Below are 19,024 nucleotides of genomic sequence, written 5' to 3' on the forward strand. Positions count from 1 at the left end.
GTTGGTCTCCTTACGCTGCCCAGATTTTGCAGAGAGTGGCTTTGGTCTCCTGCATCTGGGTTACTGAATCATAGCCATAGGTTTGCGCGGTGTTGGTGCTTTCGCCCAGAACATAGGGGTCTGCACCGTCCGGATAGCGGCTCCGCAGGTCTTCGCCTTCGAAATGGCCACCGAAGTGGAAGGGCATGAAGGCCACGCCGGCCTCGACCCGTTCGGTGATAAGGGCCATCACGCGGACCTTGCCGCCTTCAGGACCTTCGACCCAGACCATGTTGCCTTCCCGGATGCCCAGGTTGTTGGCGTCGCGGGGGTTGATTTCCACGAACATGTCCTGCTGCAGTTCCGCCAGCCACGGGTTGGACCGTGTTTCGTCGCCGCCGCCTTCGTATTCGACCAGACGACCGGAGGTCAGGATGATCGGATACTCTTCGGAGAAGTCGTTCTGCTGGATGGAAGCGTACATCGTGGGTACGCGCCAGAACTTCTTGTCCTCGTAGGTCGGGTAGTCTTCGACCAGATCGCGACGGTTGGTGTAGAGCGGCTCGCGATGGAGAGGAACCGGGTCAGGGAAGGTCCAGACCACGGCGCGCGCCTTGGCGTTGCCGAAGGGAGCACAGCCATGGGCGATCGCCACGCGCTGGATGCCGCCCGAAAGGTCGGTCTTCCAGTTCACACCACCGGACTTTTCTTCGTAATCCGAAGGAATGTCCCCGGTGAAGGTCTGTTCGCCCACTTCCTTATCGCTGCCAGAGGCACCCTCGGCAGGCTGCGTGGTCACCCGGTTGAGACGGATACCTTCATCGAAGCCGGCCACGCGGTTGATGGAATTGGCCTCTTCGTCGGTCAGGTCCTTGTCCCACCCAAGCTGCCGGAGCATCGCCACGGTGAACTCGGGATAACCGTCCTGAATTTCCGAACCGGCGGAGTAGACGCCTTCGGCAAGCAGGTTCTCGCCGTCCCGCTCCACGCCGAAACGGGCGCGGAAGGTCAGGCCACCGTCAGCCACCGGCATCGACATGTCGTAAAGGTTTGGCGTGCCGGGGTGGTTCATCTCGGGGTTGCCCCAGCTCGGCCACGGCAAACCGTAGTAGTCGCCGTCTGCCGGCCCACCGTTGGCCCGCAGGGTCGTGCGGTCAAAGGTGTGCTGGTTCGCCATGTGCGTCTTCAGACGCTCCGGGCTCTGACCGGTGTAGCCGATGGTCCACATGCCGCGGTTGAATTCGCGTGTAATGTCCTCGACGTTCGGTTCATCGCCGTCCATGCCGATGTTGCGGAACATCCGATCGTGGAAATCGAACTTCTTGGCGAACATCGAGATGATCGTATGGTCGGGCTTCGATTCGAACAGCGGCTCGACGACCTGATCACGCCACTGGAGCGAGCGGTTCGATGCGGTAACGGAGCCGCGGGTTTCGAACTGTGTCGCCGCCGGCAGAAGGTACACGCCGTCTGTCCGTTCCTGCAGAACCGCCGAAACCGTCGGGTAGGGGTCGACCACTACCATCAGGTCCAGCTTTTCCATCGCGGTCTTCATTTCCTTCATCCGCGTCTGGGAGTTCGGCGCATGACCCCACAGGACCATGGCGCGCGTGTTGTCCGGCTGATCAAGGTTTTCCTTGTCTTCCAGCACGCCGTCGATCCAGCGGCTGACCGGAATACCGGTCAGGTTCATCATCGGCTTTTCGTCATAGACGGCAGTGGAGAACCGGCCCTGAAGCCATTCCAGCTCTTCGTCCCATACACGTGCCCAGTGGGCCCATGCACCGGCGGACAGGCCGTAGTAGCCCGGCAGGGTATCGGCAAGAACGCCGAGGTCGGTTGCACCCTGAACGTTGTCGTGGCCGCGGAAGATGTTGGTTCCGCCGCCGGCTACGCCCATGTTGCCCAGTGCAAGCTGAAGGATGCAGTAGGCGCGGGTGTTGTTGTTGCCGTTGGTATGCTGCGTGCCGCCCATGCACCAGATCACGGTGCCGGGACGGTTGTTGACCAGCGTGCGCGCAACGCGCTTGAGCTGGCTGCCGGGCACCCCGGTAACGCGCTCGGTCTCTTCCGGTGTCCAGTTGGCCACTTCGTCGCGGATCTGATCCATGCCCCAGACACGGGTGCGGATGAATTCCTTGTCTTCCCAGCCGTTGTCGAAGATGTGGTAGAGAATACCCCAGATCAGCGCGACGTCGGAACCGGGACGCATCCGCACGTATTCATCGGCATGGGCCGCGGTGCGGGTGAAACGCGGATCGCAAACGATGAGCGGCGCGTTGTTCTGCTCCTTGGCCTTCAGGATGTGCAGCAGCGACACCGGGTGCGCTTCGGCGGGGTTGCCGCCGATCACGAAGATCGCCTGGCTGTTGTGGATGTCGTTGTAGCTGTTGGTCATGGCGCCGTAGCCCCATGTGTTCGCAACGCCCGCAACGGTAGTAGAGTGACAAATCCGCGCCTGGTGGTCGACGTTGTTGGTGCCCCAGTAGGCGGCGAACTTGCGGAACAGGTAGGCCTGTTCATTGGAATGCTTGGCCGAGCCGAGCCAGTAGACGGAGTCAGGGCCGCTTTCTTCGCGGATCTGCATCATCTGGTCGCCGATCTCGTTGATCGCCTGTTCCCAGCTGATCCGCTTCCACTGACCGCCTTCTTTTTTCATCGGATACTTCAGGCGGCGTTCGCCATGGGCGTGTTCGCGCACCGAAGCACCTTTGGCGCAATGCGCACCAAGGTTGAAGGGGCTGTCCCAGCCGGGCTCCTGCCCGATCCAGACGCCGTTCGACACTTCCGCAACGACGGTACAACCGACAGAGCAATGGGTGCAGACCGACTTGATGGTTTCGACGGCGCCGTTGACGGCGGCCGCTGCGCTGGCCTGTGTGACCGATCCCGCTGTCGCGGAAATGGCTGCCAGACCGCCGATCGCGAGGCCCGATCCACGCAGGAATGCGCGGCGGTCCACGGACTTTTCGGCGATATCCGACAGTATGCCGGACCTTTGTGGGCGTCGTGTGACCCCGTTCGTCTTTTTCCGAAGCATGTTGTCCTCCCTGGATGCCCGTTCCGCATCATTCTTATCGTGGCGGGCCTGATGGTATCTCCCGGTTTCATGGGCCGGGGTGTTGGTTGCTTTTGTTCAGAACCGCGCGGAGTCGAGATACGCGCGGGTGTGTTCGGTATCCTGCATCCGTTCCGATTGCAGATCGACCGGCTTCGCTTCCCCCGCCGACGGCGTGCTTGCAACAGCGAGTGCTGCCGCAGGCGCGGCTGTACCGGCAAACTTGAGGAAATCGCGGCGGTTCGCGCCTTTTGTTTTGTCTTTCATTGGGATGTCTCCCTTCCTGTTGTGCGGAGCATCCCCCGCGGTTTGGTGGCAGGCATCAGCCTGCGGTCATGCGAAAGGCTTCGCGTTCGATATCCATAAAGGCGGCGCCGACAGCGCCGACCCCGGCATAGAGGACCGAATTCTTGGCCCCCTGCAGATCGGTGTAAAAATGCTTTGCCCAGGGCGCGATGTGGCGGTTGAAGAAGGCGCGCTGGCGCTCTTCGCTCGCCGGGGCACCGAAGCGGCCCACGATCATGCCGCCCATCATTTCCATGAGAGAGGCTATGTTATCCTCGGGCTCGAACACGTTGGGGGCCCGCGATATCCGCAGCGCGGACATGTCGTTGCGCAGCACGGCGAGCGGTTTTTCGTTCAGAAAGCCGGTGAGGTAGTAGCTGGCATAGGGCAGCAATTCGCCGCGCCCGAGGCCGATGAACAAGGCGTTGAACTCCGATTCTGCCTGCTTGGGCGACACGGCAGCAGCCGTACGGGCAAGCCCGGAGATCGCGGTGCCGAGGTCGCTGTTTTCGTCGCCGGAAAGCGCTGCGGTCTGCTCAAGCAGCGCGGCTTCAGGCGGCCGTGCAAGCAGCAGGCCGAGAAAGTTGTAAAGATCCGCGCGCAGGCGGTCTTCGCTTTCCACGCTCACGGTCGGCTTTGTATCGGTGGCAAGACTCATGCGCCGTTTTCCCCGTAATGAAATGTCATGCGGCGCGGCGCGGGCCGGGGCGCTTCTTCGGTCGCGTCCGCGGGTTCGACAGCCGTGGACAGGGCCTGCGGTTCTTCTGTTTCAGCGCTGTCGGCTTTTGCCACTGCGATATCTTCTGCTGCCACCGTTTCAGTCCCGGTGGATTGCTCTGAGAGCGCAAGCGCCTCGGCTTCCTCAGCGGTTGCTTGCCCTGCAGGCACCTCATCGGACTGTTCCACCGCCTTGCGGGCCAATTCTTCCACATGGCGCCGCAGGCCTTTGCCGACCTCATAGCTGGTGGTAAAATTGGTGACGGAGGACGCCTGGGTGTAGTCGTCCGCGTAATCGACGAGATCATCGAGACAGGCGAGCGCCGGATCGGATACCCAGAGCTTCCGCAGCGCACGGTTCCGCAGGTGGGCAGGGATCGCCTTTGCCATGAAGGCCGTAAAATCGTCGCCCCGTTTCAGATCGTCGGGATCGGGGAGGTCGAACCGCTCCAGAAGCTCCGTATCGCTACATTCTGCAAGCGCGGCCTGCTCGACCGCATCTTCACGAGCGCGAACGGCGCGGGCCTCCGCCTCGGCTTCGGCCTGTACAGCGGCCCGGCGGCGGTCCCAGAATGAGCTCTGGCGCGTCATTGAACCGGCTCCGTATCGGAGCGGCGGGGGGCGCGGTAAACGTCAGTCGCCTGCGAGATGCGGGGATCGCCCACACCATCCTGATGCGGCATGCGCTGCTTGTCACGGCGGCGTTTGACGAAAGCCTCCTCCTCGTGATGCTCCGCCACATAGGCGCGGACCCAGTTGAGGATGCCGGGTGTCATGGCGATTCTTTCCACCAGTTCTTCACCGCCATCGCAGTAATCCTGCGCCTCGTAGGGCGACGCGGTCACCAGCACGACTTCGAGCGGTCGGTCCTTCACCCCGGTTTCGCGGCAGACAACGAAAAGGCACGGAACCTTGGCCGCAAGACCGTGGACATACGCTTCGGTATCGGACCGGTAGAGCGTCAGCGGAAGGGTGGCGGCATGGTATTCCGCGCTCTCGCCTTCCTGCCGCAGCAGCTTCCAATCGGCCTCATCCGCGCCCGGCAGGATGCCAGTGGCACGCCAAACGACATCAGCCCATCGAGTCACGCCCGGCGACCTGCGCAGGACGATTCCGATAGGCATGGATTGCGCGAATCTTGGCAACTTTTGCAAGAATACTCCGGTCGGTTGGTGAGAACAGTGGGTTGTATAATCGAAGATCCGGGGGGTGAATCAAAGGGTAAATAAAATTTAACGCGATCAATTTTCCGCATGCTGCAACGCAGCAAGTGCCCCAAAGGAAAGGGAGCGCTAACAGGCGTTAAAAACAAGTTATCCGACTGTTTTTATCTGATAATTTTTGCTGCGCTTGCGAAGCGCACTATTCTGCATCGGGGGTGCTGAATTGGGGTTTGCGGCTTGTGGCAAAGCCCTTTAGTTTGCATGCGCGACAGCGAAAGCTGCCAGGGCTGCGGCCCTGCTAGCGGCTTGGGGGGAACATGCCGAAAACTTTGCTTCTTTGTGACTGCCTCGGCAGTCAGTCCGTGGACGCCGATACCATCGCAACTGCCAGCGACATGGTTTGTTCGCGTGTGCATACGGCGCTCTGCACCAAGCAGATCGACGTCGCCGCCAAGGCATTGGCCGAAGGTGAGGTGACAATCGCCTGCCAGCAGGAACGCCGACGCTTCGAGGAACTGGCGGAGGAGATCGGTAGCGAAATTCCCGGCTTCGTCGATATCCGTGACCGTGCGGGCTGGCATGACGACGACGGCGATGCCGGCCCCAAGATGGCCGCGCTGGTGGCCGAGGCGAATCTGGCGATACCTCTGCCGCGGGCATTGGATGTCGTGAGCGAGGGCACCTGCCTGATCCTCGGTCCCGCCGATGCGGCACTCGACGCGGCGCGCCGTCTGTGCGACACGCTCGCCGTTACCGTTTTGCTCACGTCCGGCGAAGATGCGGCGGATGCGGACCCGCGGTTCGATGTCGTATTGGGCCGGTTGCGCAGCGCCAAGGGCGCCTTGGGTAATTTCGAAATCGTGTTTGACGGCCTGCGCCAGCGGATACCGGGCGGCCGAGGCGCGCCGGAGTTTACCGCCCCGCGGGACCGGGCCGAATCCCAATGCGATATCGTTCTGGACCTGACGGGCGAAGCCGCGCTGTTTCCGGCCCCCCACAAGCGCGATGGCTACCTGCGCGCCGATCCGGGCAGCATCCCCGCCCTTGCCGAGGCGGTGCGCGAAGCCTCCGAACTCGTCGGTACTTTCGAAAAGCCGCTCTACGTACGCCTTACCGAAAGCCTCTGTGCGCATTCGCGCGCGGGGCAGGTGGCCTGCACCAACTGCCTCGATCTTTGCCCCACCGGGGCGATTACGCCCGATGGGGACCACGTCGCCGTCGATCCGCTGATCTGCGCCGGATGCGGTGCCTGTTCCGCGGCCTGCCCCTCCGGCGCCATTACCTACGATGCACCGCCGGTGGACGCACTGTTCCGCCGGTTGAACACCCTTGCGGAGACCTATCGCAAGGCGGGGGGAACGACCCCCCGATTGCTCGTCCACGATCAGGACCACGGGGCCGAGATGATCGCCCTTCACGCGCGCTACGGCAGTGGCCTGCCCGTCGATGTCGTGCCCTTCTCGGTCGAATCTCTTTCCGTCTTCGGCCATGCCGAAATGCTCGCGGCGCTGGCGAGCGGGTTCGCCGCGGTGGATGTGCTGCTGTCCCCCCGCAGTGAACGCGACGCCCTGTCGGCACAGGTCACGCTCGCCGAAGCGATCTCGGGCGAGCGCCCGATCCGCCTGCTCGATCTCGATAGTCCGGATGAACTCGAAGAGGCCCTGAGCCATGAACCGGTCGAAGGACCGTTCATTCCGGCGATCCTGCCCATCGGTACACGGCGGCAGGTCGCGCGGTTGGCGGGTAAATCGCTCAACCCCGGCGAACATATGTTGCCGCTGCCCGAAAACGCGCCCTACGGCGCCGTATTGGTCGACAAGGATGCCTGTACGCTCTGCCTGTCCTGCGTCTCTCTCTGCCCCTCGGGGGCGTTGGTCGATAACCCGGACATGCCACAGCTGCGCTTTCAGGAAGACGCCTGCCTGCAATGCGGGCTTTGCGCCAACATCTGCCCCGAAGCGGCGATCACGCTGGAGCCCCGGCTCAACCTTGATGACACGGCCTTCAACCAGGTGGTGCTGAACGAAGAGGAACCGTTCGCCTGCATAGAATGCGGCACCCTCTTCGGCGTGAAATCAACGATCGACAAGATCACGGAAAAGCTCGCCGGTAAGCATTCGATGTTTGCGAACCCTCAGGCCGCGAAGATGATCCAGATGTGCGACAACTGCCGGATCAACGCGCAGTACCATTCCACGGATAATCCGTTCCAGGGCAAGGAGCGCCCGCGGGTGCGTACGACGGAAGATTACTTCGGCAAGCGCAGGGATCACTGAAATTGAATGGGGGCGCCCAGATCGGCTGGCGGCAAGGTAGCGGTGTAGGCGATGATCGCGTCCAGTTCGTCGAGCGTGACATCCACGGGTTCGATATGCGTCGGGCGGGCGGGGTCGAAAGGTTCCGTCACGCCGGCGATGCGGGTGAACGGTGCATGCGGGCGCAGCACATAGAAGATTTCGAAGCGTTCCCGCCAATCCGTAAAGGTGCGCATCAGCGCGAAGGAGGGCGAGGAGCCGATGGCTTGCATCCGGTTTTCGTCCGCGACGACGTGGCATCGCCCGCACAGTGCGAGGCTCAGGCGCTTTCCGGCCAGTGCATCCCCGGTCAGCGCCGCCCTTTCCACCGTTTCGGGGGCCGCCGCAACGGCAGAAAAACGCGGCTTGCCGCTCGCTTCGTAGCTTTCGATGGCGCTTTGGCCAACGGTCGAAAGCAGCCACTCCCTGAACCGCTCGACCTCCGGGTCGTCGCTTTCGGACAGATGCCAGACCCGGTCCGGCTGGCTGAAGACGGGGGTGCCCGTATCGCCCAGATAGGCCACGGCGCCATGATCCAGCGTAACGGTGATGCCTGTCTTCAGGGAAAATCGGGGCAGGATATGATCGAGCAATCCAGTCCGCTGCAAAACCGGAGGCACGGCAAGCGCGAATGCCTTGTCCTGTGCGGTGGCGGAACCGGCGATGCAAAGGGCGATCAGACAGGACAACAGACGTTTCAACGGGGTCTCTCCTTGTGCCACGATAGGGGGGGCCTGACCGTGCGGTCAATGATTCAAAGGAGAAGCCGATGAGCGAAGATTTCAATATGTCGATGCGCAAATTTCTCAAGCAGGTTGGGGTGACATCCCAGCAGGCGATCGAGGAAGCGATGCGCGATGCCGGTGATACCGGCGGGCGGACATTTCAGGCGAAAGTCGTCCTGACGATCGAGGAACTGGACCTCGAACATGTCGTGACCGGCAAGATTCAGGGGCAGCCCGACACGTGACCGTCACCCGTGAAACCGTTTTGGCCACGTTGAAGGCCATCGAAGACCCCGTATCCAAAACCGATATTGTAGAGGCCGGACTGGTCCGGGCGCTGACCGTGCAGGATGGCGCCGTGCGCTTCGTGCTGGAAATCGACCCGGCGCGTTCCGAAGCCTACGGCGCGGTCCGGGAACAGGCGGATGCCGCCGTTCAGGCGCTGGAGGGCGTGGCTTCGGTCTCTGCCGTGTTGACGGCGCATTCCAAGCAGGCGCCGCCGCCGGATCTGAAACCGGGCCGCCGCTCTGAACCGGCGGGGCCGGAACGGATACCCGGGGTGGACCGTATCCTCGCCATCGCGTCGGGCAAGGGGGGCGTCGGCAAATCCACCGTGGCGGCGAACCTCGCCTGTGCGCTGGCCGCGGAAGGCCGCCGCGTCGGCTTGCTGGATGCCGATGTCTACGGCCCCAGCCAGCCGCGCATGCTGGGTGTTTCCGGCCGCCCGGCATCGCCCGATGGCAAGACGATCCTGCCCATGCGGAACTACGGCGTCACCATGATGTCAATCGGTCTGATGACGAATGACGATCAGGCGGTCGTCTGGCGCGGGCCGATGCTGATGGGCGCGCTTCAGCAGATGATGAATCAGGTGCAGTGGGGCGCGCTCGACGTGCTCATCGTGGACCTGCCGCCCGGAACCGGCGACGTTCAGATGACGCTGGCGCAAAAGGCGCATGTGGACGGGGCGGTCATCGTTTCGACCCCGCAGGACGTGGCGCTGCTTGATGCCCGCAAGGGGATCGATATGTTCAAGCAACTCAAGACGCCGATCATTGGGATGATCGAGAACATGTCCACGCATATCTGTTCCAACTGCGGACACGAGGAACACGTCTTTGGCCACGGTGGCGTCGCTGCCGAGGCGGCAAAACTCGGGGTGCCCCTCTTGGCCGAAATTCCGCTGCATCTGGACATCCGCGTTGCCGCGGACGGGGGTACGCCTATCGTCGTGTCCAAACCAGACAGTGCGCAGGCGCAGGCCTTCCGTGGCGTGGCGAAGCGGCTGATCGCAGACGGCAAGGCATGACGGAGTCGCCATCCTTTCCGCCGCTCCTTGCCGGGTTGGCGGCCCCGCCCGGCGAGGATCCGTTCCGGCTGGCGCGGGATCAGGCGCGCGGGGGCTGCGATGCGGGTCTGATCGTGCACGACATGGAAGGCGGCGCGCTGCGTGCCGCCATCGTGTTCGCGCCCGAAGTGCCGCTTTCCCGGGCCGTCGCGATGCTGCCGCTCTGTGCGGTCGGCCTTCAGAACGCGATCGGTGCGCTTTCGCCGCCCGAGGTCGGGATGCATCTGGATTGGGATGGCGGCCTTCGCTTGAACGGGGCGCTTTGCGGGCGCATGCGTGCCGCCGCCTCTACGCAAGACCCAAAGGATGTGCCGGACTGGCTGGTGGTCGGATTCGAACTGACGGTTCTGCCCGTGAACGATGCCCCGGGTGAGACCCCGGATGAAACATCGCTCTATGGTGAGGGATGCGGTGATGTCGATACGCTAACCTTGCTGGAATCATGGGCGCGCCACACGCTCGTCTGGATCAACCGCTGGGCAGACGAAGGGGCGGGCCCCTTGCACCGAGAATGGTCCGGGCTGGCATGGCACGCTGACAAAGAGGTCCGGCAGGGCGACCTGCACGGCAAATACCTCGGCGTTGACGAAGATTTCGGCCTGCTGATGCGGGCCGTGGACGGCACCTCACACCTCATACCGATGACCCGACTTCTGGAGACCGATTCATGAGCGATCTTTTCCTCGCACGTGCGATCCATTTCGACGAAAGCGACCGCAATGTCTTTCACGTGCCAGCGCGGACCGGCGAATGGTGCGTGTCCGGCGGGTTCGAGTTTTCGAACTGGTCCGAAGCGGACCTTACCGGCAAGGCCCGCCAGGCTTTCACGAATGGCTGGCTGGGGGTGGAGACCTTTGGCCGTGTGACCTTCGTCGCGGTGACAAAGGCGGAACCTTTCGAGGTGGATGCGATCGTCACCCGTTTGGCGCATCATTTCGTCGATATCTACGGCGCCCCCTCGGTCGAAGCGGCCCGCCCGGTGGCCGAGGAGGAGGTCTCCCAGATGATGGCGCTTTGCAGCGATCAATCGCCGAATACGTTGATCACCGTGACCCGGGAACTGACCGACGGCGGTGTGCGCGAAAGCTACCGCTCCATCGAGCCGCAGGATGCGGGTATCGAACAATTCGCGGTACACGGGTCGCTGGATGACGACGGACACGGCCACTCGCACTAGCCTGCCGCTATCCTACATCCCAAAACGAAAAGCCCCGGTGAAATCACCGGGGCTTTCTTGTGTCTGGGAAAGGAGGGAGAGGCTCAGCTCTCCGCCGCTTCCTCTTTCTTGATCTCTTCGCCGGTTTCCTGATCGACGACCTTCATCGACAGACGCACCTTGCCGCGATCATCAAAGCCCAGCAGCTTGACCTTCACTTCCTGACCTTCCTTCAGAACGTCCGAAGGGTGGTTCAGGCGGCGGTTTTCGATCTGGGAGACATGCACCAGCCCGTCACGCTTGCCGAAGAAGTTCACGAAGGCACCGAAATCGACGATCTTCACCACAGTGCCGGTGTAGACGGCGCCTTCTTCGGGCTCTGCCACGATCGAATGGATCATGTCATAGGCCTTCTTGATGGCTTCGCCATTGGGCGATGCGATCTTGATGATCCCGTCGTCGTTGATGTCGACCTTGGCGCCCGACACTTCGACGATTTCGCGGATGACCTTGCCGCCCGATCCGATAACTTCGCGGATCTTGTCGGTGGGCACCTGCATTGTTTCGATGCGCGGCGCATGGATGGAGAATTCCGCAGCACCCGAAAGCGCCTTGTTCATTTCGCCCAGAATATGGATCCGGCCATCCTTGGCCTGAGCCAGTGCCTTTTCCATGATCTCCGGCGTAATGCCCGCGACCTTGATGTCCATCTGCAGCGAGGTGATCCCGTTTTCGGTACCGGCCACCTTGAAGTCCATATCGCCGAGGTGGTCTTCGTCACCCAGGATGTCCGACAGGATCGCGTAGGAGCCGTCATCTTCGAGGATCAGGCCCATCGCCACACCTGCGACCGGGTTCTTCAGCGGAACACCGGCGTCCATCATCGACAGCGAACCGCCGCAGACGGAAGCCATGGAGGACGAGCCGTTGGATTCGGTGATCTCCGACACGACGCGAATCGTGTAGGGGAAATCCGTAGCCGCCGGCAGAACCGCCTGAAGCGCGCGCCATGCCAGCTTGCCGTGGCCCACTTCGCGGCGTCCCGGAGGACCAACGCGACCGACTTCACCGACCGAGTAGGGGGGGAAGTTGTAGTGCAGCAGGAAGTTGGATTTGAAGTTGCCGTGCAGCGCGTCGATGAACTGTTCGTCATCGCCGGTACCCAGCGTCGTCACGACCAGACCCTGCGTTTCGCCGCGTGTAAACAGCGCCGAACCATGGGTCCGGGGCAGGATTCCCGTTTCGGCCACGATATCGCGGATCTCGTCGGTCTTACGGCCATCGATACGCTTGCCGGTCTTGACCACGTCACCGCGCAGAATGGAGGCTTCGAGCTTTTTCATCGCCGAGCCGAGGTTCGCATCGTCAAGCTGCTCATCCGTCAGCTTTTCCTTGATGCTTTCACGTGCCGCAGCCACGGCGGCGGTGCGCTCCTGCTTGTCGACGATGGAGAATGCCTTGCGCATCTCGTCCTCACCGGCGGACTTCACGGCTTCGTAGAGCTCGGAATAGTCGACGGGCTGGAAGTCGAACGGCTCTTTCGCTGCGTCTTCGGCCAGATCGATGATCAGGTCGATGACCGGCTGGATCTGCTCATGCGCGAATTTCACCGCCCCCAGCATTTCCTCTTCGGTCAGCTCGTAGGCTTCCGATTCCACCATCATCACGGCGTCCTTGGTGCCGGCAACGACGAGGTCGAGACGTTGATCGGGGTTCAGGCGCAGGTCCTGCATGTCGTCCACGGTCGGGTTCAGGATGTAATCGCCATCCTCATAGCCGACGCGGCAACCCGCGATCGGACCCATGAAGGGTGCGCCCGAAAGCGTCAGCGCGGCGGATGCGGCGATCATCGCGACCATGTCGGGATCGTTGACGAGATCATGCGAAAGCACGGTGCACATCACCAGCACTTCGTTCTTGAAGCCTGGGACGAAAAGGGGGCGGATCGGGCGGTCAATCAGGCGCGCGGTCAGCGTTTCCTTTTCGGTCGGACGTGCCTCACGCTTGAAGAAGCCACCGGGCACCTTGCCCGCGGCATAGTATTTTTCCTGATAATGCACGGTCAGGGGAAAGAAGTCCTGCCCCGGCTTTTGCTGCCGTGCATAGGTGACGTTGGCCATCACGCTGGTTTCGCCCAGCGTGGCAATGACCGAACCGTCCGCCTGACGGGCCACCTTGCCGGTTTCGAGTGTGAGCGTCTCTTCGCCCCACTGCATCGATTTTGTAGTTACGTTGAACATCTACGTTTCCTAGTGTCGGCCCCACGGGCCATTTGCGTAGGGGGCATATTCCCCCTGACTCCGGTATCTTCTTTGTCGGGCGCTGGAGTCCGGGCGCCGGATTTCAGATTGCGCGGGCATACAGTGTTTCAGCCCCGATGGGAAGGGAGGCCTTTTGCCGCGTTCCGCCCCGCTCAGGTCGCAAGTTTGGGGAGGCCACACATTGTTTTGCCTTCCGCAAAGCGGGTTGCTAGCGTGACGCCAACAAAGCGGGGAGGGCGGGCTGAATGGAAAAAAGCGGAACATGTCTGATCGTTGGGGCGGGTGACGATACCGGAGCCGCCATTGCGCGGGCCTTCGCGCGGGAGGGGCTGACGGTCTGCCTTGTGCGCAGGGAACGGCACGCGGAAAAGCTCGAAGCACTGGCGCAGTCCATACGGGATGCGGGCCACGGGGCCGTTGCGATGCCCGCCGATGCCCGCGACGAAGACGCGATGACCGCATTGGTCGACCGGATCGAGGCCGATCATGGCCCGCTGGAGGTCACCGTCTTCAATATCGGTGCCAACGTCCGCTTCTCCGTCACCGAAACGACGGCGCGGGTCTATCGTAAGGTCTGGGAAATGGCCGCCTTCGCCGGTTTCCTGACCGGGCGGGAGGCAGCGCGTGTGATGGCGCCCCGCGGGCGCGGCACGATCATCTTCACCGGGGCCACCGCCAGCCTGCGCGGGGGTGCCGGATATTCCGCCTTCGCGGGGGCCAAACACGCCCTGCGTGCGCTGGCACAATCCATGGCCCGCGAACTCGGGCCACGAAATATCCACGTGGCCCATGTGATTGTCGACGGGGCCATCGATTCAAACTTCATCCGCGAGAACCTGCCCGATGTGGACAGCAAGCGGGAGGAGGACGCGATCCTCAATCCCGACCACATCGCGCAGAACTACGTGATGCTGCACAATCAGCCGCGATCCGCCTGGACGCATGAACTCGATCTGCGGCCTTGGAAAGAGAACTGGTAGGAAACCTATGTCAAGAACACTCGAATTCATCTTCGATTTCGGCAGCCCCAATGCCTATCTGGTGCATAAGGTGCTGCCCGACCTGGCCGCACGGACCGGGGCGACGATACGCTACCTGCCCTGCCTTCTAGGGGGGATCTTCAAGGCGACCGGCAACCAGCCACCGATGATGGCCTTTGCCAATGTGCCCAAGAAGATGGAATACGAACGCCTCGAAATGCAGCGCTTCATCGAGAAGCACGGATTGACCAAGTTCAGCTTCAACCCGCATTTCCCGGTCAATACGCTGCTCATGATGCGGGGGGCCGTGGCGATGGACCGCGAAGACACGCTCGCCGAATATGCGGACGCGGGATTCCGGTTCATGTGGGAGGACGGGCTGGACATGAGCGACAAGGAGGTGTTCGCCCGCGCCTTCACCGATGCCGGATTCGATGGCAACGCCTTGTTGGAGGCGACGCAGGACCCGGCGGTGAAGACCGCGCTCGTCAGCAATACCGAAGAAGCGGTGGAGCGCGGTGTCTTCGGCAGCCCCACGTTCTTCGTCGGGGAGGAAATGGTTTTCGGCAAGGAGCGTCTGGATCAGGTGGAAGAGATGTTGAACGCCGACGGATGACTTCGTTTGGTCCGCTCTATGTAGAATGTGGCGGACAGCGAAGAGGTGGGTATGAGCAACGACGACCAGCAAGATCATTCGGGCCACGACCATTCAGGCCATAGCCACATCCCCCGGAACGAACGCAAGATCGCCATTGCCGCTGCCCTGACGGGCGCATTTATGTTGGCCGAGGTGGCGGGCGGTATCATCTCCGGTTCGCTCGCGCTCATCGCCGATGCGGGTCACATGCTGACCGACTTTGCCTCTCTCGTCCTCGCGTGGCTGGCGTTTCGACTTGCCCGGCGACCGGCTGACTGGCGGCTGACATATGGCTTCGACCGCTTTTCCGTACTTGCCGCACTGGTCAATGGCCTGTCGCTATTCGCTATCGCGATCTGGATCACGTGGGAGGCCGTGCAGCGACTGCTCGCAAGCGAGGAGCACGAAATTCTGGGCGGCCTCATGCTCTGGGTCGCTTTGGGCGGTCTCGTGGTCAATTTGGTGGCGTTCTGGGTCCTCACCCGGGGGGAGGACGAGAACCTGAACGTCCGCGCGGCCGCGCTGCATGTGGCGGGGGACCTTTTCGGCTCCATCGCGGCGCTGCTCGCGTCGCTTGTCATCATCTACACCGGCTGGACCCCGATCGACCCGATCCTGTCGGTCCTCGTCGTCCTGATCATCCTGCGCTCCGCCTTGGCCGTGGTCCGCGAAAGCGGCCATATTCTGCTCGAAGGGGCGCCACAGGGGTTCGACCGGCGCGACGTCGTGGCGGCCCTGACGCGGGAGGTTCCCGGGGTTCAGGCGGTGGGCCATGTGCATGCGTGGTCGGTGACGCAGGAACGACCGATGGTGACGATGGAAGTCACCGTGGGGGAGGGGGCAGATCCTGCAGCAGTGAAAAACGCGGTGAAAAAGCTTCTGCAGGAGCGGTTCGGTATCGAACATTCAACGGTCGAAACGCATTGAACCAGCCAGTTGGACGACCGGAGCGGCATAAAGAAAAAGGCCGCCCCAATGAATGGCGCGGCCCCAAGGTTTTCGCTGTCGGACGTTCTGCAGCTTAGCGGCGCAGGCCCAGACGCTTGATCAGGTCCTGATAGCGGTCTTCGTCCTTGTTCTTCACGTAGTCGAGAAGCTTGCGGCGGGTCGCGACCATCTTCAGAAGACCACGGCGGCCGTGGTTGTCCTTCTTGTGGGTCTTGAAATGCTCGGTCAGCGTGGCGATGCGCGAGCTGAGGATGGCAACCTGAACTTCGGGCGAACCGGTGTCGCCTTCCTTCGTGCCGTATTCCTTCATCACGCGTGCTTTTTCTTCGGCTGTGATCGACATCGGGGTCTCCTTTGCAAAGGGTTGATGAATGGCGCAGGCCGGGATGTCGTCCAGCTCAGGCCCGTGGAGGTCACCGGCCAAGGATTCGACCGGAGATGTGGGCGTATAGGAAAGATCGGCGGGCTTGGCAAAGGGTTATTGAACGCGATCTGCATCACCCGGAAGGATGCTCACCGCGGCGGCGGATGAACGCGGCATCAGTGCAAGGTCCGGCGGGCCCAGATCGTGATCCCCGGTGATCCGCGCCACCAGCCGGTCATCGGCGTAGATACGCGCCTCCGCGGCATGCTCGTCCTCCTCGATCCTCAGTTCGGGGGGGACGGCGCCTGAATCGGCATCGTCCCAGACATAGAGCAGCCGATCCTCGGCCCGGTTGAAATCGATGATCTCGGTGCCCTGAGCCTCCCCGTTCCAATGGCCCAGTATGACCGTATCGAATCCGTCGCCCGTGGTGACGATATCGCCGTCCCCCGCGAGGATCGCATCATCGCCGCCGCCCCCGTTCAGGTAATCGCCGACCGTGAAGGGGGGCAGCGTACCGACGAGCTTGTCGTTACCCCAACCGCCGAAAAGACTGTCTTGCCCCGCGCCGCCTGTCAGTGTGTCATCACCCAAACCCCCGATGAGCGCATCGTCGCCTGCCTCTCCGAAGAGCCTATCGTCGCCTGCGGAGCCGATCAGCTGGTCGTCTTCGGAACCGCCCCAGAGCAGGTCGTTGCCGTTGTGGCCGGCAATGAAGTCGGATCCGGCGTCACCTTTCAAAGCGTCTTCGCCGTCTTCCCCGTGCAGAACATCCGCGCCCTCGTCGCCGTCAAGCAGGTCGTCCCCGCTGCCGCCGTAAAGACTGTCATCGCCCTCTGCGCCGTGGAGCGAATCCGCTCCTTCGCCGCCGCCGATCTGGTCATTGCCCGCCTGTCCGGTCAGCACATCGGCCCCATCGCTGCCGGTCAGGATTTCGCCGACGGGGCGGAGGGGGACGTCATTCTCGCGGTCGTCCTCCTCCTCCGCCTCGGAGCCCGGTTCAATCTCGACCAAGGCGACGGCGCCTACCGCCATCAAGCCCATCACTCCTGCCAGCCACAACATCGCATCGTTCCTGTTTCCCGGCACACCCCGCGGCGTGCGACAGGCGGCAAAGGAACCACGAAGCCGCGGCACGGGTCAAAGCCGATCGGGTGCGAAGGTTAACAGACTGTACGGGGCGAGCGCCCTGCTAGTCGGCGTGCCAACGCAGGGGTTTCTGCGCATAGGCGATATACAGCGGGTGGCGGGGGTGTCCTTCCTTCGTGAGGCCGAGGTGAAAGAGCGGGCCGCCACAACTGCGCAACAGGGCCAGCGCCTTTCGCCCGCGGTCGCGGTGCGCGCCATGCGCGCCCCATGCCGCGATGATCTGGTCCGCCCAGAGCGCACCGTCGCGCAGCATGTCGTCATTGGCCGGCCCCACCGGCGCTGCGGCGGCCCGCATCGCACGCGGATCGGTGTCGCGCCAGGCGAAGATGTTGGTGACACGGAAGGCGCCGAAGCCAAGGGCACGCGCCCTGCGTTCGCAGCGCTCGACCGTCGGATCGTTGGCGATCTCGTCCGCCTTGGATGGATTGAGCATCACGAACATGACCCGCCGGGCGCCTCTGTCCCATTCCCGGGTCAGGCTGTAGCGGTAGGATTCGCAGTCGGAATAGACCACCTGCGAATATGTGCCAGCCTCTTCGTGTTCGCGGATCAGCATGCGCCCGTTCCAGGGGTCAAAGGTTGAAAACCCGTGAAGGGTGGACCTCTCCTGCCTTGTAGCGGCCTACGGCGACCGGGGTCCCATCGTAGGAGACCCAGCATTCGTCGCCATATTCGATTCCGGCTGCGTTGAGCACCATGCCGGGATTGCCGTTGCGCAGTTTGGTGGCCCCCTCTGCGGTCGCCTTGGCTTCCGGCAGTTCGTTCAGCCCGGTGGCCAGGGGAAGCAGATGGGCATCCAATTCAGGCGTCCGGGCCAGCTCCTCTACTCTGTCGAGGGTGAGGCCATCGCGCGCCTGAAAGGGGCCGGACCAGACGCGGCGCAATTCGCGCACATGGCCCAGACAGCCCAGTTTCTGGCCCAGATCCCGCGCGATGGACCGGACATAGCCGCCCTTTCCGCAGACCATTTCCAGTGTGACGTGATCAGGATCGGGCCGATCGATGAGCAACAGGCTCTCCACCCAGAGCGGGCGCGCGGCCAGTTCCATCTCTTCCCCGTCGCGGGCCAGTTTGTAGGCCCGCTGGCCATCTACCTTCACCGCGGAAAACTGCGGCGGAACCTGTTCGATATCGCCCACGAAAGACCCCAGAGCGTCCTTGATCGACGTATCATCGGGGCGCAGATCGGATTGGGCGATGACCTCGCCTTCGGCATCGTCCGTATTGGTCGCGATACCGAGGCGAACGGTGAACTCGTAGGCTTTAAGCGCATCGGTGATGTAGGGAACGGTCTTGGTGGCTTCGCCAAGTGCCACGGCCAGAACGCCGGTGGCATCCGGGTCCAGCGTGCCGGCATGGCCCGCCTTCTTGGCGTTCAGCGCCCACCGCACCTTGTTGACCACGGCGGTGGAGGTTGGCCCGGCGGGTTTGTCCACGATCAGCCAACCCGAGATGTCTCTGCCCTTGCGTGCGCGTCCCATCGCCTGCGTTCTCCTTGCTTGCGCGGGGGTCTCTACACAAGGGCTGCCTGCATGCCCACCCCGAAGAAAGCGGCGAAAAGCGAAAAAGTGCTATTCGACCACGCCGATGATCGGCCCGAGCGGGGCAAAGCCCGCATCGTCCCGGCCCAGCGCGGGCGCGCGCAGGCGCGAGACGTTGCCATCGAAGTAAAGCGCGTTCGGCAGTTGCAGCCGGTCCCGGAAATAGCTTCCGAAGCTGTGAAAGTTCACCGGATTTTCCGAGATGACGAAAACCACGCGCGTGCCATCCTTCGACGTGCCCACGCCATTCCGGATGTAGCGGGAATCGCTGTCCCGCAGGAAGCGTGGGTGCAGCGCCCCGTCAATGACGAGCATCGGCCCCGATTGCGTGGCATGGACGCAATCGGGTTTGCTGCGCAGGAACGCCTTGGTCTCCATCACGTCGGCGCGGCCTTCGCGGATGCAGAATATGCCGTTCG

General features: G+C 62.7%; 20 protein-coding genes. 8 read left to right on the top strand and 12 right to left on the bottom strand.

Translation table 11 applies throughout. The features are described from left to right. Window positions 1-10: 10 nt before the first annotated feature. The 5 genes from A3728_RS00920 to A3728_RS00940 all read right to left on the bottom strand — a co-directional run bounded on the left by A3728_RS00920 (window position 11) and on the right by A3728_RS00940 (window position 5,163). On the bottom strand, window positions 11-3,019 hold the full coding sequence (locus A3728_RS00920; RefSeq protein ID WP_067919408.1) for a formate dehydrogenase subunit alpha: 3,009 nt from the start codon (window positions 3,017-3,019) through the stop codon (window positions 11-13). Window positions 3,020-3,115: 96 nt separating this feature from the next. After that, entirely contained in the window at window positions 3,116-3,304 is a 189-nt protein-coding gene (locus A3728_RS00925) for a twin-arginine translocation signal domain-containing protein (protein WP_067919410.1), read from the bottom strand. 55 nt (window positions 3,305-3,359) lie between these two features. Continuing rightward, a complete protein-coding gene (locus tag A3728_RS00930; protein ID WP_067919412.1) occupies window positions 3,360-3,980 on the bottom strand; it encodes a TorD/DmsD family molecular chaperone in 621 nt (206 codons plus the stop codon). Beyond that, a complete protein-coding gene (locus A3728_RS00935; RefSeq protein ID WP_067919414.1) occupies window positions 3,977-4,630 on the bottom strand; it encodes a DUF3306 domain-containing protein in 654 nt (217 codons plus the stop codon). Before A3728_RS00935 ends, A3728_RS00930 begins: the two co-directional genes overlap by 4 nt. Further along, window positions 4,627-5,163: a DUF3305 domain-containing protein gene (locus A3728_RS00940; protein WP_067919416.1), complete on the bottom strand. Its 537-nt coding sequence runs from the start codon at window positions 5,161-5,163 to the stop codon at window positions 4,627-4,629. Before A3728_RS00940 ends, A3728_RS00935 begins: the two co-directional genes overlap by 4 nt. 356 nt (window positions 5,164-5,519) lie before the next feature. Here A3728_RS00940 and A3728_RS00945 point away from each other — a divergent pair, with 356 nt between their 5' ends. Next, a complete protein-coding gene (locus tag A3728_RS00945; protein ID WP_067919418.1) occupies window positions 5,520-7,478 on the top strand; it encodes a 4Fe-4S binding protein in 1,959 nt (652 codons plus the stop codon). Here A3728_RS00945 and A3728_RS00950 read toward each other — a convergent pair. Further along, window positions 7,472-8,197 carry a hypothetical protein gene (locus A3728_RS00950; RefSeq protein WP_067919425.1) on the bottom strand — a complete coding sequence of 242 codons (726 nt, stop codon included), beginning with the start codon at window positions 8,195-8,197 and terminating at the stop codon, window positions 7,472-7,474. The genes A3728_RS00945 and A3728_RS00950 overlap by 7 nt on opposite strands. Window positions 8,198-8,265: 68 nt before the next feature. Between A3728_RS00950 and A3728_RS00955 the strand changes: the two genes are divergently transcribed. The 4 genes from A3728_RS00955 to A3728_RS00970 are packed head-to-tail and all read left to right on the top strand — an operon-like array spanning window position 8,266 to window position 10,746. Beyond that, the gene (locus A3728_RS00955; protein WP_067919426.1) at window positions 8,266-8,466 is read left to right on the top strand and encodes a DUF6494 family protein; all 201 of its coding nucleotides are present in this window, start codon (window positions 8,266-8,268) and stop codon (window positions 8,464-8,466) included. After that, complete coding sequence (gene apbC / locus A3728_RS00960) at window positions 8,463-9,530, top strand: iron-sulfur cluster carrier protein ApbC (protein ID WP_067919428.1); 1,068 nt, start codon at window positions 8,463-8,465, stop codon at window positions 9,528-9,530. Before A3728_RS00955 ends, apbC begins: the two co-directional genes overlap by 4 nt. Then, entirely contained in the window at window positions 9,527-10,240 is a 714-nt protein-coding gene (locus A3728_RS00965) for a biotin/lipoate--protein ligase family protein (protein WP_067919430.1), read from the top strand. Before apbC ends, A3728_RS00965 begins: the two co-directional genes overlap by 4 nt. After that, window positions 10,237-10,746: a DUF6505 family protein gene (locus A3728_RS00970; protein WP_067919432.1), complete on the top strand. Its 510-nt coding sequence runs from the start codon at window positions 10,237-10,239 to the stop codon at window positions 10,744-10,746. The genes A3728_RS00965 and A3728_RS00970 overlap by 4 nt, the downstream gene beginning before the upstream one ends. Before the next feature lie 83 nt (window positions 10,747-10,829). Here A3728_RS00970 and pnp read toward each other — a convergent pair whose 3' ends face one another. Next, the gene (gene pnp, locus A3728_RS00975) at window positions 10,830-12,965 is read right to left on the bottom strand and encodes a polyribonucleotide nucleotidyltransferase (protein WP_067919434.1); all 2,136 of its coding nucleotides are present in this window, start codon (window positions 12,963-12,965) and stop codon (window positions 10,830-10,832) included. Window positions 12,966-13,231: 266 nt separating this feature from the next. Between pnp and A3728_RS00980 the strand changes: the two genes are divergently transcribed. The 3 genes from A3728_RS00980 to A3728_RS00990 are packed head-to-tail and all read left to right on the top strand — an operon-like array spanning window position 13,232 to window position 15,530. Then, window positions 13,232-13,966 (top strand): SDR family oxidoreductase, encoded by a 735-nt coding sequence (locus A3728_RS00980; RefSeq protein WP_067919436.1) that lies wholly within the window; start codon window positions 13,232-13,234, stop codon window positions 13,964-13,966. 7 nt (window positions 13,967-13,973) lie between these two features. After that, window positions 13,974-14,582, top strand: coding sequence for a 2-hydroxychromene-2-carboxylate isomerase (locus A3728_RS00985; protein ID WP_067919438.1), 609 nt, complete (start codon window positions 13,974-13,976; stop codon window positions 14,580-14,582). Window positions 14,583-14,633: 51 nt separating this feature from the next. Continuing rightward, window positions 14,634-15,530, top strand: a complete 897-nt coding sequence (locus tag A3728_RS00990; protein WP_067919440.1) for a cation diffusion facilitator family transporter — start codon at window positions 14,634-14,636, stop codon at window positions 15,528-15,530. Window positions 15,531-15,624: 94 nt separating this feature from the next. On the opposite strand, the gene rpsO is transcribed toward A3728_RS00990, so the two are convergent. The 5 genes from rpsO to A3728_RS01015 all read right to left on the bottom strand — a co-directional run. Next, the gene (gene rpsO, locus A3728_RS00995) at window positions 15,625-15,894 is read right to left on the bottom strand and encodes a 30S ribosomal protein S15 (protein ID WP_067919442.1); all 270 of its coding nucleotides are present in this window, start codon (window positions 15,892-15,894) and stop codon (window positions 15,625-15,627) included. A gap of 135 nt (window positions 15,895-16,029) precedes the next feature. Beyond that, the gene (locus tag A3728_RS01000; RefSeq protein ID WP_067919444.1) at window positions 16,030-16,980 is read right to left on the bottom strand and encodes a calcium-binding protein; all 951 of its coding nucleotides are present in this window, start codon (window positions 16,978-16,980) and stop codon (window positions 16,030-16,032) included. Window positions 16,981-17,107: 127 nt separating this feature from the next. Further along, window positions 17,108-17,620, bottom strand: coding sequence for a DUF1643 domain-containing protein (locus A3728_RS01005; protein ID WP_067919446.1), 513 nt, complete (start codon window positions 17,618-17,620; stop codon window positions 17,108-17,110). 16 nt (window positions 17,621-17,636) lie between these two features. Then, window positions 17,637-18,545, bottom strand: a complete 909-nt coding sequence (gene truB / locus A3728_RS01010; RefSeq protein ID WP_067919447.1) for a tRNA pseudouridine(55) synthase TruB — start codon at window positions 18,543-18,545, stop codon at window positions 17,637-17,639. A gap of 90 nt (window positions 18,546-18,635) precedes the next feature. Beyond that, the coding region (locus A3728_RS01015; protein WP_201722282.1) for a phosphodiester glycosidase family protein at window positions 18,636-19,024 on the bottom strand (389 nt) is incomplete at its 5' end.

The sequence above is a fragment of the Sulfitobacter sp. HI0040 genome (assembly GCF_001634885.1).
GTDB lineage: Bacteria > Pseudomonadota > Alphaproteobacteria > Rhodobacterales > Rhodobacteraceae > Sulfitobacter.

Excerpts from the sequence above, each read along its gene's own strand:
- A3728_RS00920 (WP_067919408.1), bottom strand. The coding sequence starts at position 3,019 with ATGCTTCGGAAAAAGACGAACGGGGTCACACGACGCCCACAAAGGTCC.
- A3728_RS00925 (WP_067919410.1), bottom strand. The coding sequence starts at position 3,304 with ATGAAAGACAAAACAAAAGGCGCGAACCGCCGCGATTTCCTCAAGTTT.
- A3728_RS00930 (WP_067919412.1), bottom strand. The coding sequence starts at position 3,980 with ATGAGTCTTGCCACCGATACAAAGCCGACCGTGAGCGTGGAAAGCGAA.
- A3728_RS00935 (WP_067919414.1), bottom strand. The coding sequence starts at position 4,630 with ATGACGCGCCAGAGCTCATTCTGGGACCGCCGCCGGGCCGCTGTACAG.
- A3728_RS00940 (WP_067919416.1), bottom strand. The coding sequence starts at position 5,163 with ATGCCTATCGGAATCGTCCTGCGCAGGTCGCCGGGCGTGACTCGATGG.
- A3728_RS00945 (WP_067919418.1), top strand. The coding sequence starts at position 5,520 with ATGCCGAAAACTTTGCTTCTTTGTGACTGCCTCGGCAGTCAGTCCGTG.
- A3728_RS00955 (WP_067919426.1), top strand. The coding sequence starts at position 8,266 with ATGAGCGAAGATTTCAATATGTCGATGCGCAAATTTCTCAAGCAGGTT.
- A3728_RS00965 (WP_067919430.1), top strand. The coding sequence starts at position 9,527 with ATGACGGAGTCGCCATCCTTTCCGCCGCTCCTTGCCGGGTTGGCGGCC.
- A3728_RS00970 (WP_067919432.1), top strand. The coding sequence starts at position 10,237 with ATGAGCGATCTTTTCCTCGCACGTGCGATCCATTTCGACGAAAGCGAC.
- pnp (WP_067919434.1), bottom strand. The coding sequence starts at position 12,965 with ATGTTCAACGTAACTACAAAATCGATGCAGTGGGGCGAAGAGACGCTC.
- A3728_RS00980 (WP_067919436.1), top strand. The coding sequence starts at position 13,232 with ATGGAAAAAAGCGGAACATGTCTGATCGTTGGGGCGGGTGACGATACC.
- A3728_RS00985 (WP_067919438.1), top strand. The coding sequence starts at position 13,974 with ATGTCAAGAACACTCGAATTCATCTTCGATTTCGGCAGCCCCAATGCC.
- A3728_RS00990 (WP_067919440.1), top strand. The coding sequence starts at position 14,634 with ATGAGCAACGACGACCAGCAAGATCATTCGGGCCACGACCATTCAGGC.
- rpsO (WP_067919442.1), bottom strand. The coding sequence starts at position 15,894 with ATGTCGATCACAGCCGAAGAAAAAGCACGCGTGATGAAGGAATACGGC.
- A3728_RS01000 (WP_067919444.1), bottom strand. The coding sequence starts at position 16,980 with ATGTTGTGGCTGGCAGGAGTGATGGGCTTGATGGCGGTAGGCGCCGTC.
- A3728_RS01005 (WP_067919446.1), bottom strand. The coding sequence starts at position 17,620 with ATGCTGATCCGCGAACACGAAGAGGCTGGCACATATTCGCAGGTGGTC.
- truB (WP_067919447.1), bottom strand. The coding sequence starts at position 18,545 with ATGGGACGCGCACGCAAGGGCAGAGACATCTCGGGTTGGCTGATCGTG.